Origin of the sequence: Clostridium sartagoforme (assembly GCF_039521405.1) — a bacterium.
GTDB lineage: Bacteria > Bacillota > Clostridia > Clostridiales > Clostridiaceae > Clostridium > Clostridium sartagoforme.
On sequence record NZ_BAAACH010000033.1, the window covers coordinates 68,904 to 84,572 of the forward strand.

The following is a 15,669-nucleotide window of genomic DNA, read 5'->3' on the forward strand; positions in this document are numbered from 1 at the left end:
TAATTTCAAACATGAGAATGTAATCTACTTTTATAATTTTTAATTCACAATAAAATTTAAGAGCTTTATTAGCCTTTTTTTGTTGTGTAAAAATTTACGGAGAGTGGATTACTGGCTTAAGGTTTATTTGTGTTACCCTTCTATAAAGTCGTATACTCTCTCCTACATTTTAAGGAGGGATTTTTTTATGCATTTAGCATTATTAAATAAAATCAAAAAATATTATGGCGATAAATTAATATTGGATATAGACAAATTCGAAATACTAGATGGAGATAAAATAGGATTAGTTGGTGATAATGGCGCAGGAAAAACTACGCTTTTAAAAATTTTAATCGGTGATGAAATTTCTGATGAAGGAACATGTTACTTAACTAAAAGTTACTCCTATATTAGTCAATTTGGTAATAGTTCAAATGAATGTTCATTTAGCAAAATCAAAAGTATTTTCAATGCTCCAACTGAATATAAGGATTATCTTTCTGGTGGAGAAAAAGTCAAAATGAAAATTGCTAATGCTTTAAGTGAAAATAAGAAACTTATTATTGCCGATGAACCAACTTCAAATTTAGATAGTAATAGTGTTGAAACCCTTGAAGATATGCTAAAAAATTATTCCGGAGCTCTTCTTCTAGTTTCACATGATAGAAATCTATTAGATTCTTTATGTAATACTATTGTTGAAATTAAAGATGGAAAGATAAATATCTACAATGGAAATTATTCTAAGTATATAGAACTTAAGAAAGCAGAAAAAGCAAGGGAAAATACTGAATATAATCAATATATTAATGAAAAAAGAAGACTTGAAGAAGCTATAGTATCAAAAGAAAATATAAGAGATGGTATTAGAAGAACACCTAAAAGAATGGGAAATTCAGAAGCTAGACTTCATAAAATGGGTGGTCAAAAAGGTAAAAAGAAATTAGAAAATAATATAAAAGCTATTCAAAATAGAATCGAGCAATTGGATGTAAAAGAAAAGCCTAAAGAAGATAAAGATATAAAAATCGATGTTATTGAAAATTTAGAGCTTACTTCTAAAAATCCTATTGAAGCAAAAAACTTAACCATTACTATAAGTAATAAAATTCTATTAAATGAATCTAGCTTTAAAATAAAAAAGGGTAAAAAAGTTGCTTTAATTGGGAAAAATGGAAGTGGTAAAAGTACTTTACTAAAAGAAATTATCAATAACAATAATGAAAATATAAAAATTTCTAAAAATGTTGTTATTGGATATTTAGATCAGTCTCAAGATATACTTAATCAAGATAAAACAATATTAGATAATATTAAAATTAATTCTTCTTTCAAAGAAAGTTTTATAAGAACAAATTTAGATGGCTTTGGTTTCAAGGGAGATACTGTATTTAAAAAAGTTTCATATTTAAGTGGTGGTGAAATAGTAAGAGTTGCTATTTGTAAGCTTTTACTTTCAGATAACAATATAATAATTCTTGATGAACCAACAAATTATTTAGATATTAAATGTATGCAATCTCTTGAAAATGCTTTGAAAAATACTAATAAAACTCTTTTAATAGTATCACATGATAGAAAATTTATTTCAAATATTTGCGATTATATATTGGAAATAGATAATAATAAAATTATTCAATTTGATGGTAGTTACGATGAATATATAAACTTTAAATCTAAACCAAAAGTTGATAAAGATGAAAAAGTTCTTAAAGAAAATATATTAATATTAGAAAATAAACTTTCAGAAGTTATTTCTTTATTATCCTTTGAAAATGATTTAAATAAAAAAGCATTATTAGAAAATAAATATTTAGAATTACTAAAACATCTTAAAGAACTAAGAAATCAATAAAAAAGATAGCATTGTTGAGAATAAATAACTACACAGAATTATTTATTCTCAACGTCTACCTTTTCATCAAAACTATTTATATTTTAATTCATTTATTAAAATATACTGTTTACAATATTATCATAACAGAAACATTAATTACTCTAGTGACAAAATTTCTTTTATTGATATATTAATATCCTCTGATAAATTCCTTTTTAAATTTCTTTGTAATAAATCTTTATGCTTTAATCCATTAATCTTGAAATATTCTTTTATTAAATGAGTTCTTTTCTTTGGATCATCCATTGCTATATATGCTACAAACCAATCTTCTAAAGAAGTAAAATTTATTTTGCTATTTTCTAATAGTAAAGTATCCACAATTGATTTATCGTCTAAAATGAATTCATATATTTTATTACCTCGTAGATTTATTTTAAAGTTCCCTAAAAACTCTACCATAACGCCATCTACATTGTATCCAAAGAAACTTTCTGTTTTAAATGGCTCTTTTGATGATAGTTCTACTTTACTTCCTATTCTCTCCATAAATTCAACTACTTTTTCACTGTCTTTTGAATTAATTAAAATATCTATATCATTTGGCTTTTCTATTAATCCATGATAGTTTAATAAAACTGAGCCTCCAATTCCCCAATTGCATCCTATTTTATTTAATCCATCTGAAATTTTACATAATAATTCTGTATTCATATATCTCTCCATCATCTTTTAACTGAACTCAAAAAGTACTAAAGTACTTTTGAGTACTCTAGTACACCATTAATTTCATTAAGTAACTTAGACATTAATACTAAAGCCCTCTATTATCTCTATTTCCACTCCGTTTGGATCTTCTATAAATATAAACTTTTCCCCTCCTCCTGTCTTAGTCGGTCCTCTAATAATTTTTATATCTTTTTCCTCTAGCTCTTTTATTTTGTTGTCTAAATCTAAAACTTCAAATCCAATAGATACTTTTGAGTTGCTATCTGCTATAGATTTATTTTCATATTCTATTAATTCTAACATTACTGAACTTTCTCCTTTAAGAAATACTATATTAGTTCCTTCCATTGGTGAAAATTCTCTTACAATTTCTAGTTTTAATATATCTTCATAAAATTTTATTGATTCTTTCAAATTTTTTACTGTAACTGTAACAAACTTAATATTCATATTTAATTCTCCTTATCTTATCTTTTTATTTAAATATCTCCTTTTATATCTAATTCTAGCATATTTACTAACTTTATTTATGACTTTGTAATTAGTTATACTTCCTAAAACTCCAATTATAGGTAATCCCTGAATAAACTTTGCCATTAATAAATTTTCTGATAATACTTGTGATGTATTTCTAAGTTCTAAGTTTAAATCTTTACTTATTTCCATATCAGAATCTATTTTATGTTCAATTTCATTTAACTCTTCATTACAAATTATTTTTTCTTCACCATTTGTTAAGGCAACATTTATTAAATTTAATATATAAATCTTTTCTGCTTCACTCTCATAATCAAAGCCGTAGCTTAAAGTAATTTCATATATTGTCTTTAATATCATAGCAATAAATAATGGTATATCTGGTAATCCAATGCCTAATGCTCCTAGTCCGGCACCCTCTATAGTTGAGATAGTTGAATTTATAAGCTTACTTTTCTTCCCTTGAGAATCCATTAGATTTATACTTTTTCTAGTAACCTTTTTATCTAGTGAATAATTATTTACATCGTGTTCTAATTGAATTTTATCTTTATCATATAGTTTTTCTATATACTTACTTCCCTTTTCTAACACTAATTTAAATCCATTATAAAAAGCATTTTCTAATGTATCCTTTAGCTTTTGTGGTATTTTTTCTTCTATCTTATCTGAAATTGGTTCTACTTTACTTTTAATAAACTTATTTTCCTTTTTATTTAATAACTTATTTTCTTTTTTATTTAATTTAGTTAATTCTCTATTTATTATTTTCTTCATTATTAATCACTACCTTTAAGATATTTTAATCTTATTTTTATTATATACCTTTTTAATATACTTATATAATATTTATCTTAATAACTTAAATAATAAATAATCAAATGAAGGAAAGTATAAAATTAACTACTAATTAAAAATTAATGTTCCGAAGCCTTCCTTATCATAAAAAACTCCCATTTTAAGATTATAATCTTAAAATGGGAGTATAAAATAAACTACACTATGAATTTTTAATTAGCAAAATGCTCTTTTCTTATCTTCTTTAAAGCCTTTTTTGATCCTCTTTCAATATCTCTTTCAAGTTTTCTTTCTTTATAACTTATGAATATTTGATTTAAATCATATCCTTCTGGGTAAAGTTCTTCTGCCTTTATTTCTAACTTCAACCTTTTATAATTGACTTCAATAAATTTATCATCATAGAATACTGTTATATTATTTAATTCATTTATTTCCTTATATACTATTGCTTCTCTGTTATTATCTAAAAGGCTAACTTTATCTCCAATTGAATATGAAGTATATTCAATTGTATTCTTTTGAATTTTCTTTTTAGAAACTTTACTTTCTTTAACTAAGTCATAATTATATTCTTTAGAATCTATATATTTTCTTGCTTTTTCAATAACCTTATCATCTATTCCCATCTTTCTTGAAATATATAAAGCATTACTATCACCTGATTTTCCTATTGAAAGCTTATATAGTGGTTCAAGTGTATCTTTTTTAAATTCCATAGCTGCATTTTCAAAATCAGGATGTTCTTTTGAGAAATTTTTAATTTCCCCATAATGTGTAGAGGCAATTGTTATGCATCCTTTATGATAAAATTCTTCTAATAAAGAAATTGCAAGAGCTGCTCCTTCATTAGGTTCTGTTCCACTTCCGATTTCATCAAAGAGTAGTAAAGTCGATTTATTACTTTCCTTTAAAATTTGTGCTAAATTTTTAACATGAGAAGAAAATGTACTTAAGGCATTTTCAACACTTTGATCATCTCCAATATCTACAAATATTTTATTAAATAAAGATATTTCAGTTCCTTCTTTTGCTCCTATATGAAATCCCGATTGAGCTGCTAAAGTTAAAAGTCCTACTGTCTTTAACACAACAGTTTTTCCACCAGCATTTGGCCCAGTAATTATTAAACTTCTGTAATCTTCTCCAATTTCAAAATCTAAAGGCACTACATCTTTAATTAACGGATACCTTCCTCTTACTATCTTTATATAACCATGATTATTTATTTTAGGCTTAATTGCATTTATTTCACGACTATATTTAGCTTTTGCCCAAATCATGTCATATTCTGATATTACTTCAATATTTATTCTTAAATCTCTCATTCTTTCATAAATCATTTCAGTAATTGTAGATAAAATCCTATATTCTTCAATGCTTTCTTCTATCTTTAATGTTGCAAGTTCTGTTGTATATTTTGTTATTATATTTGGCTCTATAAATACAGTTGAACCTTTGGTTGAAGTTTCAATTATAGTTCCTTGTACTTGATTCTTAAAAGCCGCCTTTATTGGTATAGTATATCTCCCATTTCTTTGGCTTATAAAACTATCTTGAATATATTCTTTATTAGTACTATTTTTTAAGAATTTTTCAAGCCTTTCTTTTATTTTACCTTCACAAATATCAATATGCCTTCGTATCTTTTTAAGCTCTTTACTAGCATTTGAATCAACAGCGCTACCTTTGATTGAATTATTTATTTCTTCCTCTATATAACTTAAATCTGTAATATTTTCTCCATATGAGCTTAATGTTCTAGCGTATCCTTCTTTATCTTTTATAAATAATTTAACTTTTCTGCATCCCCTTAAAAAGTTAGATATCATTACTAATTCACTTGGATCTAATGATGCCCCCTTATCAATCTTTTCAATAAGTGGTACTACATCAAAAATTCCTTCTAGTGGTATATGATAAGATGCATCTAGTAATCTTCTTCCTTCTGATGTTTCCTCTAATCTTTGTTCTACAATTTTAATATTATCACTAGGCTCAAGCTTATCTATTAAGGCTTTACCTAAACCACTAACGCAATATCCTTTAATAATTTCTTTCAATTTATAATAATGTAATTTTTCTAGTGTACTTTTATTCATATAAATAACCTTCCTTGTATTATTTACAAGTCTACGAAATATAGATAGATTTTAAATAATATAGTTTTTATGATTCTATAAGTTTTAAACTTAATTTAATATGATTCTATTTAAAAATAAAAAAAGCCATGGATACTTCCACAGCTTTGAATTCGACAATAATAAAGGTATATAAAATACCTAAAGTATATTCGTGGACTTGTATCTATTAATAGTTTTATTAATTCCATAACAAATAAAGGTATATCACCCTATTTTTTAGAATTAATATTAAATTACTATTTTAGATACTAGACACTCACAAAAATACCTCGCTTTATTTTAAAATCTATCTAAATATAATATATGTTAGAATTAATTTATAGTCAACAATTTTTTTAATTTTCTATATTTATTTTTCTAAAATATCTAATTAAAATAATTGCAGCTAGGCTAATTAAACTGCATGTTATTAACCCATTTTCTAGAGCTGAGTTGGATACAAAACCTATGATTGGATTTATAATCGATGAAGTTATACTTTCTATCATAGAATATATTGATAAAATAGTAGCTCTATTTCCTGATGATATAGACTTATTTTTTATATCTATAATCATTGGCTCCATTATTGCCATGCCAATAGAAATAACTGATACACATAAAAAACTTAATATTGCATTACTTATGATTATTAATATAGATGAACTTATAAAAACAGCTATCATCAACATATTTATTGATTTTATTTGTCCTATCATATTACTTAATTTATATGACTTTACTGATATTAATTTCATAAATTGAATTGCTACTAATAAAATCCCAAAATATCTTATATCTATCCCACTTTTAATATATTGTTGTTGATTTAAAAATACAGTTATACTTTGAACAACTTCTTTGACTAAAGAAATTCCAACTAAAAATATTATTATATATTTATTAGCTGCTACATGTTTTAAACTATATTTAAATTTACTTTTTACATTTTCCTTTTTAGTAACTTCATCAGTTATATTTTTAAGAAATAAAGATACACCAAAAGCTACTCCATAAGGGATAATAGTGTAATAAGCTGTTAAATCAATTGATATATTAATTATATAAGTTGAAATCATAGATCCAAGTAAAAACCCTACATTAGAAAACCATACATATCTTCCAAAGACTCTTTCACTATTTTGATTTTTATCCAGTGATAAATATATCAAAGCAGTATCACAACCTGATAATCCCGATATTGAAATGGATAATAATATTCTTTCAAATAGAAATATCCAAAACGAATTTGCTTTAAAAAACACTATTTTAGATATGAAAAATATAAAATTTGATATTACTAAAGTCTTCTTATATCCAAATTTGTCTGCAAATATTCCCCAAGGTACTTCAAACAACATTATAAGAATCATAGAGATAGATTCAATCAAAAATATTTGATATATTGATACTCCCCTATTTTCTCTAAATACTGTTGCAATTGGACCATAAAATACAAATCCCTGCAAGAATACTATAATATACATTAAATATATATTTCTTTTATTATTCAATTTAACTTTCCTCCTAAATTACATGACAAATAAACCTTTATAAAAAGGTGAAAATTTGAATTTAGAATTAAGTTAAATTGGTCTAATAAACATAAATATACCTCCTAGTAACTATAAGTATATTATATTATTTAAAAACAAAAATAGAAAGTGAATTAATCCACTTTCTATTTTAGTATATCTACAGTATTTGCATTTGATGCTTTTCTTGCTGGAATAAAACTTGATGCAAGTCCTATTATAATTGATATTCCTATTGCTAATAAGCTTGTAAATAAACTTGGTGTAATTACTAGTTTAAAGTACATGGATATTATGTTAGCAATTATTATCCCTAAGATATATCCAACTACTCCACCAACCATTGTAATTACTATTCCTTCTATTAAAAATTCTTTTCTAATATCTTTTTTCCTTGCTCCTAAAGCTCTTTTTATTCCAATTTCTCTAGTTCTTTCTGAAACTGATGTATACATCATATTCATAAGTCCTATTCCTGCTATAAATAAAGAAATACCTGCTACAGATGCTATAAACATAGTTATTGTATTAAGTACTCCCCCTAATAAATTTACTACTCCACTTGTATCTATTATTTGATATTTACCTTTTATTACATTACCTTCTATTGAATTTAGAGTATTTTCTATTTCCTTTATACTAGCTTTGACATCACTATCCTTTTTTAAAGTAATAGTTAATCCTTCTACTTTTTTTAAGCCTGAGAAATATTTATCATAAGTTTTCTTTGGAATTTTTATATCTCCACCCATGTCGAAAAAACTTATCTCCTCTTCTGGTGGAGCTTTTTTAATTCCAACAATTTCAAATGCTATTCCATTTATAGTTGCTATTCCACCAACCAACTCGTCCATATTATCAAAATTATTCTTTAAGGTTTGCTCTGCAACTACTATAACTCTATCGTTTAAAAGATCATCGTTATTAGTTAAATTTCTTCCAAAAACCTCATCACTTACGTCAAATTCTTCTACTGGTTTAATCATAGCATTAATGTTTTTTCCTCTAAAATCCATTTGTATAAATTCCCCAAGAGAATTACTACTATATTGAAATTCAACTGATTCAACTGATTCTAAACTTTCTACTTTGCTTTTATGTTTGTCTTTAAAAAACTCCATTGTTGAAACTTCTTCAGTGAAAGTTTCTGGGCTAAAAGTTGCCATAAGAACAACAGCTCCCTCTGTTTCTCCTGTAAACTCTTTAATAGTTTTATTTTTATATCCTTGTCCAAGTGCTACTATTGTAATAACAGAAGCTATTCCAATGATTATACCGAGCATTGTTAAAATAGATCTTTTCTTATTTCTGTTTAAATTTCTTAAAGCTGTAAAAACTAAAACTCTAAACTTCATTAGTATCTACCTCCTCAAGATTGCCATCAAAGATTTTCACTATTCTTTTTGCTTTTTTTGCAATATTTATATCATGAGTAATTAAAATAATTGTTATTCCTTCTTTATTTAACTCATTAAATATTTCAATTATTTCTCCTGATGTTTTACTATCAAGAGCTCCTGTTGGTTCATCTGCTATTATTATATCTGGATTATTTACAAGAGACCTAACTATAGATATTCTTTGCTGTTGTCCTCCTGATAATTGAGTAGGATATTTATTAATCTTATCTAATAAATTTATTTTTCCTAAAAGTTCAATTACCTTATCTTTAGTTTCTTTAATACCTTTTCCCATATATAACATGGGAAGCTCTATATTCTCTTTAATAGTTAATCTATCTATTAAGTTAAAATCTTGGAATACAAAACCTATTTTCTTATTTCTCAAATTACTAAGTAAATCATCATTAAGGCTTTTTACTTCTTTTTCATCAAGCAAATAGCTACCTTCGAAATCCTTATCTAAAAGTCCTAATATTTTTATCATTGTAGATTTACCAGAACCTGATGGCCCCATTATAGCTAAAAACTCTCCTTTTTTCACTTCTAAATCCACATTTTTTAAAGCATGTAACTTTTCATCTCCTGAAGTATAGTACTTGTTTATACCCTTCAGTTTTATCATACTATACTTCCTCCTTACTATCTTCTGAAGGATTTATTAGTATCTTATCTCCTACCTTTAAAGTGCTATCTTCAAGTATGTAGTTATCATCCTTTAGCGTTGCCTTTATTTCTACCTTTTTATTATTTTCACCTTCAACTAACTTAACATATACTTTCCCTGACTCTTCCATAACACAACTTTTAGGTATAGCAACTTCTTCTGGATTCACTGTTAATTCTACGCTAAACCCTATTTTTATACTTTCATCCGGCTTAATATAAAATGCGTATCCTGCAGATTTCCCATCAGAGGACATTGTTGGGACTTCTTCAATCTTAATTATTTTCCCCATAACTTTTTTGTTATTGCTTATAATTTTTGCTTCCACTTTGTCATCTAATTTTAACTTATCTACATCAAATTCTGATGCTTGTGCATATATTAAGGAATCCTCTGAAATTATTCTCATATATTCTTTTGTCAAATCTTCATTATTTATATAGACTTTTCCACTTATTTCTGCCTTTATAATTTTTACAACTTTATTATTTAAGGAATCTCTTTTAGAAATAGTATCATTTAAAGTTTCTGTTAATTCATCAACCATACTAGTTATTTCTACTTGCTGTGTTTGTGGACTTTGTATCTGATTTGTTGTATCTAAGGCTGCTTGAACCTCTTTAGCTTGTGCTTCTTTATTAAGTGCTTCTAGCTTATTTACTCTTTCTTTTTCTTTTTGAATTTTTGAATTTAATGAATTAATTTGCCTATTTAACTCATCAACTTGTTCTTGAATAGCTTCATTATAATAACTAAAAAGTTCTACATCTTTTTCTACATATTGTCCATCTTTAACAAATACTTCGTTCAGCTCACCATTACTTTTATCCAACATTATTTTCTGTTCTTTACTTATTATACTGCTTCCTTTAAACTTTAAGCCGCCAGTTTCTTTTATTTCAAAATAATCAATCTTACTTTCTTTATTACTATTTACAGTTGATTTGTTTTTAACGTATAATGCTGAAATAATAATTCCTATTAAAGCTACCATAAATATACTAATACCTATTACTATTTGCTTTTTTTTCATATAACTACTCCTTGTTTTATATCTTATTAAAATAAAGAGAGTAAATCTATATTTTAGATCTACTCTTTACTTTTCTTATTCCTTTACAAAATATATATCTTTCTTTTTATAAATAAAGAAAATCATTAATCCTGGAAAAATCAAACTTAAAGGTGTATATATAGTAACTCCAGCAACTATTGCTTTATAAACAAATGATAAAATTTCAATACCTATAAATATAAATGCTCCAATAGGCTTTTTAAGTAAAATTAATATTACTGCTATAGTTATGATTATTGCTATGCATAATGTTATTGTAAGCTCTGTTGGATTTACATCTGCTGCAGTTCCTGCCTCCAATAAAAAGTTATTTATTTGATCTTTAAATACAAGATTAATTATAACTCCTAAAATTGTAAATGCTTGTCCTATAAAATATAGTACAGACATTGTAATAATTCCAGCACCTACTCTTTTCTCCCTATTTATCATGTTATCCATTATTAATCCCCCTTTCTTAAATGCTCGTTTATATTTTAACATTTATAACTAAAAAAGGCAATTATTTAACAAATTTAACTTAACAAATTTACATACTCAAAGAAATATTTAATACTATAATTTACCTTTTTATCTTACTGTAATATAATTAGTATTATAAGTATATTAGTTGTAATAAATATTCTAAACTTACTTAAATCGTCTTTAAAATTGACAAGATTTAAGTAAAATAAGTATTCTATCAACTTATATAGAAAAACAAAAATATATGATTTCAATTTTACTATTTTGCTAAAATAAACTTATCAAACTTCAACCTTATAATTCTATAATAATGTAAATTATTAATTGAAACATATATATTAATATGGAGGAAACTATGGGTAAAAAGGGTGGGAATAATAAACAAAATTCCAAGAAAACGACTTCAACTAGAAAGAAACTAAATTTAAATGAAAATTTGATTATGCTTTTAGGAGTTATATTATTTAGCGTATTATTAATTATTTTATCAAAGTCTATATTTAAGGGTGGGTTTTTGCCTGATAAATATAATGGTAATATGAAATATTACAATGCAGTTGTTACAGAAGTATTAAATGAAGATTTAACAAAAGATCCTTATTTAGAGGATGTTGAAGTGGGCTTTCAAAAAGTATTAGTTAAAATATCAGCCAAGCCTTACTCTGGAAGTACACATGAAATAGAAAATCCAATAAGTAGATTGTATAATTTAAAAGTCAAGGAAGGCACCAAAGTTATAGTTGGTGTAATAGAAAAAAATGACACTACCCAAATGACCTTATATAGCTATGATAGGAGCAATATGTTGTATTTATTAATAGCAATATTTGTATTGTCTGTTGTTGCAATAGCTGGTGTAAAGGGAATAAAATCCTTAGTTGCTTTATTTTTTACATTAATATGTTGCGTTTATTTAATGGTTCCTTTAATGCTTAGAGGAGTAAATCCTATATTAGCGGGTATTCTTATGAGTGTCTTAAGTATAACCGTGACTCTAGTGCTTGTTTCCGGGTTTAACAAGAAGACATTAACTGCAATTTTAGGTACTGTCTTTGGAGTTATAATTTCAGGAATAGTAGCATATATTTTTGGCTCTTTAACTACTCTTTCTGGATTAAATATGAGCGAGGCAGAAAGCTTAATGTATATTGCAGAAGATACTGGTTTAAAAATTAGAGGAATAATGTTTACTGGAATTTTAGTTGCAACTTTAGGAGCTGTCATGGATATCTCTATGTCAATTGCTTCATCCTTATTTGAAATACACAGTGTAAATAATAAAATTAGTTTTAATGAATTATTTAAAAGTTCTATGAATATAGGTAAAGATACTATTGGAACAATGACCAATACATTAATTTTAGCATTTGCTGGAGGATCATTAAGTATCCTTATATTAGTATTTTCAGCTAATATGCCTTTTAATAAAATGATAAATTTAGATCTTTTAGGAATTGAGATAATTCAAGGATTAGCTGGTAGTATAGGTGTTGTACTTGCTGTTCCTATTACTGCATTTATAGGTTGTTATTTATGTAAAAATGAAATTAAATTAAAAAAATAAGAGATGCTGCTTTTGCAGCATCTCTTTATTTATTCAATAGATTGCTTCTATTACTTTAATTCTGGCCAATACTCTTTATTAGCTTCAATCATTTCATCTAATATTTGCTTAGCTACAAATGCAGATGGAATTGTCTTATTCATAGTAAATGCCATAAGTGCCTTTTCATATGAGCCCTCAATTGCAGCCTCTACAACTAACTTTTCACTAGCTTCTTGTTGTTCTATTAATCCTTTATAGAATGTAGGAATTTCGCCAACACGAACTGCTTCAGGACCGTCTTTAGTTATATACGCTGGTATTTCAACCATAGCATCATCTGGTAAATTCTTAATAGCACCATTATTTTCAACCATAACTAAATGTCTTTTTCTTTGATCAAATGCTAAACTCATAGCCACTTCTACTATAAATTCTCCGTGTACTCCAGTAAAGAATTGTGTAAGATCAATTTCTCCTGTAGCGCTATATTGATCTACAGAATCAAATATTTTCTTTTCTCTTCCTTCCATTACTTCATTTGCTCTTGTATGATTTTTATCAGAATGTCCAACAACTTCATCTCCTAAAATATAGTATTGCATATATGTGTTAGGAAGATATTTAGGGAACATTTGCATCATATGTTTTGCATTAGTAAATGTATGAAGCCATGATGCATCATTATGTCTTACTTCACTTCTTGAATCTGGTGGCAGATATCCATGCTCAAGAACATAGCTTTTAAGTTCTTCTGTTCTATCTTCTCCATTTACTCTTATATTTGTAAACCATCCAAAATGATTTAGTCCAAAATAATCAGCTTCTATATCATGTCTATCACAATCTAAAATATTTGCCATATTTCTCATAATTGCAACTGGCATATCACATATATTTAAGATTCTTGCATTTGGTCTTAGCTTGTACATAGCTTTTGCTACAATAGCTGCTGGATTTGAATAGTTTACTATCCAATAACTCTTATTTGCATATTTTTCACAGAAATCAATTATTTCAACCATAGGATATATAGTTCTTAAACCATATGCTAGTCCTCCTGGTCCACAAGTTTCTTGTCCAACTACATTATATTTTAGTGGAATCTTTTCATCCATTTCTCTCATCTTATATAACCCAACACGCATTTGAGCAAAGATAAAATCTGCATCCTTAAAAGCTTCTTCTGGACTTGTTGTAAAAGTTAGCTTTACTTCTGGATCAAACATTTCAACAACTTTTTTTACTATTACACCAACCTTATTTTGACGTTTTTCATCTATATCATATAATCTTAGCTCATCTATTTTGAATTCTTCCTTTTTACTTAATAAGCTCTTTACAATCCCTGGAGTATAAGTACTTCCCCCACCTACTATAACTAATTTAAATTTCTTCATGTCCAATATTCCTCCTTATTCTACTATTTCTAATGCTTCATCTACTATTGTTCTTATTTTATTTATTGAAAGTCCATATACAACTTGTATATTTTTACCTTTTCTAACTACACCTGATGCTCCTGTAGTTTTTAATGTTTGCTCATCAATTACAGTATCGTCAATAACATCTACTCTAAGTCTTGAAAAACAATTTTCTACAGTTACTATATTTTCTTTTCCTCCCAATGCTTTTATAATAGTTAAAGCTTTTTCTTTATCATTTTCAGCATTGTCAATTTCTTTTATAGATGACTTCATTTCTTTTTTAACTTTTACTGCATTTTCATTTAAATCCATTGCATTATCACTATCATCATCTTCTCTACCCGGTGTCTTTAAATTCATTTTTTCAATCATAAATTTAAATACTACAAAAATTACTGCTATTTCAACTAATCCTACTAACACATATACTGGCCAATGAGTTTTTCCAATTCCTGCTGGTAAATTTATTACAAGAAAATCTAAAATACCATTTGTTGCACAAACTCTTACATTAAGTATATAAACTATCATTTGGAAAAGTCCGTCTATAACAGAATATACAAGCCATAATAATGGAGCTGCAAAAATAAATGTAAATTCTAGTGGTTCTGTAATACCAGCTATTACTGCTGTTAATGTTGATGGAATTAATTGAGATTTTAAATTTTTACGTTTTATTTTCTTAGCTGTATAATAAAATGCTAATGCTACACCAATAACTCCAAAAGTTTTAACTAAGCCATAATTTAAGAATCTTGCTGAATCTGGCATCATCGTTATGGTAGGGTCGTTAAGTAATGCTAAGAATACAGGTTTTGCTCCTATAACGTTTTCTCCATTTATGATCATTTGATCACCCACTGCTGAATATAAGAATGGAGACCAAATTAAATGATGTAATCCTGTTGGTACTAAAAATCTATTTAAGAATCCATAAACAAATACTCCTAATGCTCCTGCAGTACTCATAAATCCTGTAAGGGCAGTAATTCCATTAGCTATACTTGGCCAAATATAAGTTGTTCCTATACTTAATACTGCAACTACTGGAATCATAATCATAAATACAAGTTTACTATTTCCATAAGGTGCCATAGCTCCTTTAAATTCTCTATTAACATACTTATTATGAACTACAGCTACTGCTATTCCTAATATCATTCCAAGGAAAACACCCATATCTGTTACATGAAAGCCTAATTGAATAGTCTGTCCAGTTCCATATAACTCACCAGCAGTGTTTCCTGCTATTAATTTACCTGATAATTCTAACCATTTACTGTTTGCTCCTAAAAATAATATGTATGACATAATTGCTACAAATGCTGCTTCTGCTTTTTTCTTTTTTGCCATACCTATGGCAATTCCAACACAAAATAAAATACTTAAATTTCCCATAATAGGAGAAAGCATACCATTAAAGAATTTTCCTATTGTCCAAATCAATCCACCTTCACTAACAAAAGTTTTATTAGTAAGTACAGCTGTTAACGCAATTGACATACCTACTATTGGTAAAAATAAGACTGGTCCTATCATAGCCTTTGCAAATTTTTGCATACTATCTAAAATCTTTTCCTTCATTCTAATGTACCCCTTATCTTTTTAAAT

13 protein-coding genes are annotated in these 15,669 nt (G+C 26.5%); 2 read left to right on the forward strand and 11 right to left on the reverse strand.

Going from position 1 to position 15,669, the window contains the following annotated elements; translation table 11 throughout:
* Positions 1–187 precede the first annotated feature (187 nt).
* Positions 188–1,837, forward strand: a complete 1,650-nt coding sequence (cplR, locus tag ABDZ60_RS13190; protein ID WP_343778678.1) for an ABC-F type ribosomal protection protein CplR — start codon at positions 188–190, stop codon at positions 1,835–1,837.
* A gap of 138 nt (positions 1,838–1,975) precedes the next feature.
* Here cplR and ABDZ60_RS13195 read toward each other — a convergent pair whose 3' ends face one another.
* From ABDZ60_RS13195 to ABDZ60_RS13235, 9 genes are all read right to left on the reverse strand, one after another.
* Positions 1,976–2,533 (reverse strand): nucleotidyltransferase domain-containing protein, encoded by a 558-nt coding sequence (locus ABDZ60_RS13195; protein ID WP_343778680.1) that lies wholly within the window; start codon positions 2,531–2,533, stop codon positions 1,976–1,978.
* 87 nt (positions 2,534–2,620) lie between these two features.
* On the reverse strand, positions 2,621–2,998 hold the full coding sequence (locus tag ABDZ60_RS13200) for a VOC family protein (protein ID WP_343778682.1): 378 nt from the start codon (positions 2,996–2,998) through the stop codon (positions 2,621–2,623).
* Between the two features lie 12 nt (positions 2,999–3,010).
* Entirely contained in the window at positions 3,011–3,802 is a 792-nt protein-coding gene (locus ABDZ60_RS13205; protein WP_343778684.1) for an EcsC family protein, read from the reverse strand.
* 233 nt (positions 3,803–4,035) lie between these two features.
* Positions 4,036–5,925: an endonuclease MutS2 gene (locus ABDZ60_RS13210; RefSeq protein ID WP_343778686.1), complete on the reverse strand. Its 1,890-nt coding sequence runs from the start codon at positions 5,923–5,925 to the stop codon at positions 4,036–4,038.
* 377 nt (positions 5,926–6,302) lie between these two features.
* Positions 6,303–7,460 carry an MFS transporter gene (locus ABDZ60_RS13215; RefSeq protein ID WP_343778688.1) on the reverse strand — a complete coding sequence of 386 codons (1,158 nt, stop codon included), beginning with the start codon at positions 7,458–7,460 and terminating at the stop codon, positions 6,303–6,305.
* A 167-nt stretch (positions 7,461–7,627) separates the two neighbouring features.
* Positions 7,628–8,836, reverse strand: coding sequence for an ABC transporter permease (locus ABDZ60_RS13220; RefSeq protein ID WP_343778690.1), 1,209 nt, complete (start codon positions 8,834–8,836; stop codon positions 7,628–7,630).
* Positions 8,826–9,506 carry an ABC transporter ATP-binding protein gene (locus tag ABDZ60_RS13225; protein ID WP_343778692.1) on the reverse strand — a complete coding sequence of 227 codons (681 nt, stop codon included), beginning with the start codon at positions 9,504–9,506 and terminating at the stop codon, positions 8,826–8,828. Before ABDZ60_RS13225 ends, ABDZ60_RS13220 begins: the two co-directional genes overlap by 11 nt.
* Before the next feature lies 1 nt (position 9,507).
* Positions 9,508–10,581 (reverse strand): efflux RND transporter periplasmic adaptor subunit, encoded by a 1,074-nt coding sequence (locus ABDZ60_RS13230; RefSeq protein WP_047001987.1) that lies wholly within the window; start codon positions 10,579–10,581, stop codon positions 9,508–9,510.
* Positions 10,582–10,656: 75 nt separating this feature from the next.
* A complete protein-coding gene (locus ABDZ60_RS13235; RefSeq protein ID WP_047001988.1) occupies positions 10,657–11,064 on the reverse strand; it encodes a hypothetical protein in 408 nt (135 codons plus the stop codon).
* 379 nt (positions 11,065–11,443) lie between these two features.
* On the opposite strand from ABDZ60_RS13235, the gene ABDZ60_RS13240 reads away from it, so the two are divergent.
* Positions 11,444–12,652: a YibE/F family protein gene (locus ABDZ60_RS13240; RefSeq protein ID WP_084820792.1), complete on the forward strand. Its 1,209-nt coding sequence runs from the start codon at positions 11,444–11,446 to the stop codon at positions 12,650–12,652.
* A 50-nt stretch (positions 12,653–12,702) separates the two neighbouring features.
* Here the strand turns inward: ABDZ60_RS13240 and ABDZ60_RS13245 are convergent, their stop codons facing one another.
* Together ABDZ60_RS13245 and ABDZ60_RS13250 are read right to left on the reverse strand one after the other, a co-directional pair.
* A complete protein-coding gene (locus tag ABDZ60_RS13245) occupies positions 12,703–14,031 on the reverse strand; it encodes a 6-phospho-alpha-glucosidase (RefSeq protein WP_047001989.1) in 1,329 nt (442 codons plus the stop codon).
* 15 nt (positions 14,032–14,046) lie between these two features.
* A complete protein-coding gene (locus ABDZ60_RS13250; protein WP_016207333.1) occupies positions 14,047–15,642 on the reverse strand; it encodes a PTS transporter subunit EIIC in 1,596 nt (531 codons plus the stop codon).
* Positions 15,643–15,669 lie beyond the last annotated feature (27 nt).

What these genes read in the sequence shown, in the direction of transcription:
- cplR (WP_343778678.1), top strand. Translation starts at nt 188, where the DNA reads ATGCATTTAGCATTATTAAATAAAATCAAAAAATATTATGGCGATAAA.
- ABDZ60_RS13195 (WP_343778680.1), bottom strand. Translation starts at nt 2,533, where the DNA reads ATGAATACAGAATTATTATGTAAAATTTCAGATGGATTAAATAAAATA.
- ABDZ60_RS13200 (WP_343778682.1), bottom strand. Translation starts at nt 2,998, where the DNA reads ATGAATATTAAGTTTGTTACAGTTACAGTAAAAAATTTGAAAGAATCA.
- ABDZ60_RS13205 (WP_343778684.1), bottom strand. Translation starts at nt 3,802, where the DNA reads ATGAAGAAAATAATAAATAGAGAATTAACTAAATTAAATAAAAAAGAA.
- ABDZ60_RS13210 (WP_343778686.1), bottom strand. Translation starts at nt 5,925, where the DNA reads ATGAATAAAAGTACACTAGAAAAATTACATTATTATAAATTGAAAGAA.
- ABDZ60_RS13220 (WP_343778690.1), bottom strand. Translation starts at nt 8,836, where the DNA reads ATGAAGTTTAGAGTTTTAGTTTTTACAGCTTTAAGAAATTTAAACAGA.
- ABDZ60_RS13225 (WP_343778692.1), bottom strand. Translation starts at nt 9,506, where the DNA reads ATGATAAAACTGAAGGGTATAAACAAGTACTATACTTCAGGAGATGAA.
- ABDZ60_RS13230 (WP_047001987.1), bottom strand. Translation starts at nt 10,581, where the DNA reads ATGAAAAAAAAGCAAATAGTAATAGGTATTAGTATATTTATGGTAGCT.
- ABDZ60_RS13235 (WP_047001988.1), bottom strand. Translation starts at nt 11,064, where the DNA reads ATGGATAACATGATAAATAGGGAGAAAAGAGTAGGTGCTGGAATTATT.
- ABDZ60_RS13240 (WP_084820792.1), top strand. Translation starts at nt 11,444, where the DNA reads ATGGGTAAAAAGGGTGGGAATAATAAACAAAATTCCAAGAAAACGACT.
- ABDZ60_RS13245 (WP_047001989.1), bottom strand. Translation starts at nt 14,031, where the DNA reads ATGAAGAAATTTAAATTAGTTATAGTAGGTGGGGGAAGTACTTATACT.
- ABDZ60_RS13250 (WP_016207333.1), bottom strand. Translation starts at nt 15,642, where the DNA reads ATGAAGGAAAAGATTTTAGATAGTATGCAAAAATTTGCAAAGGCTATG.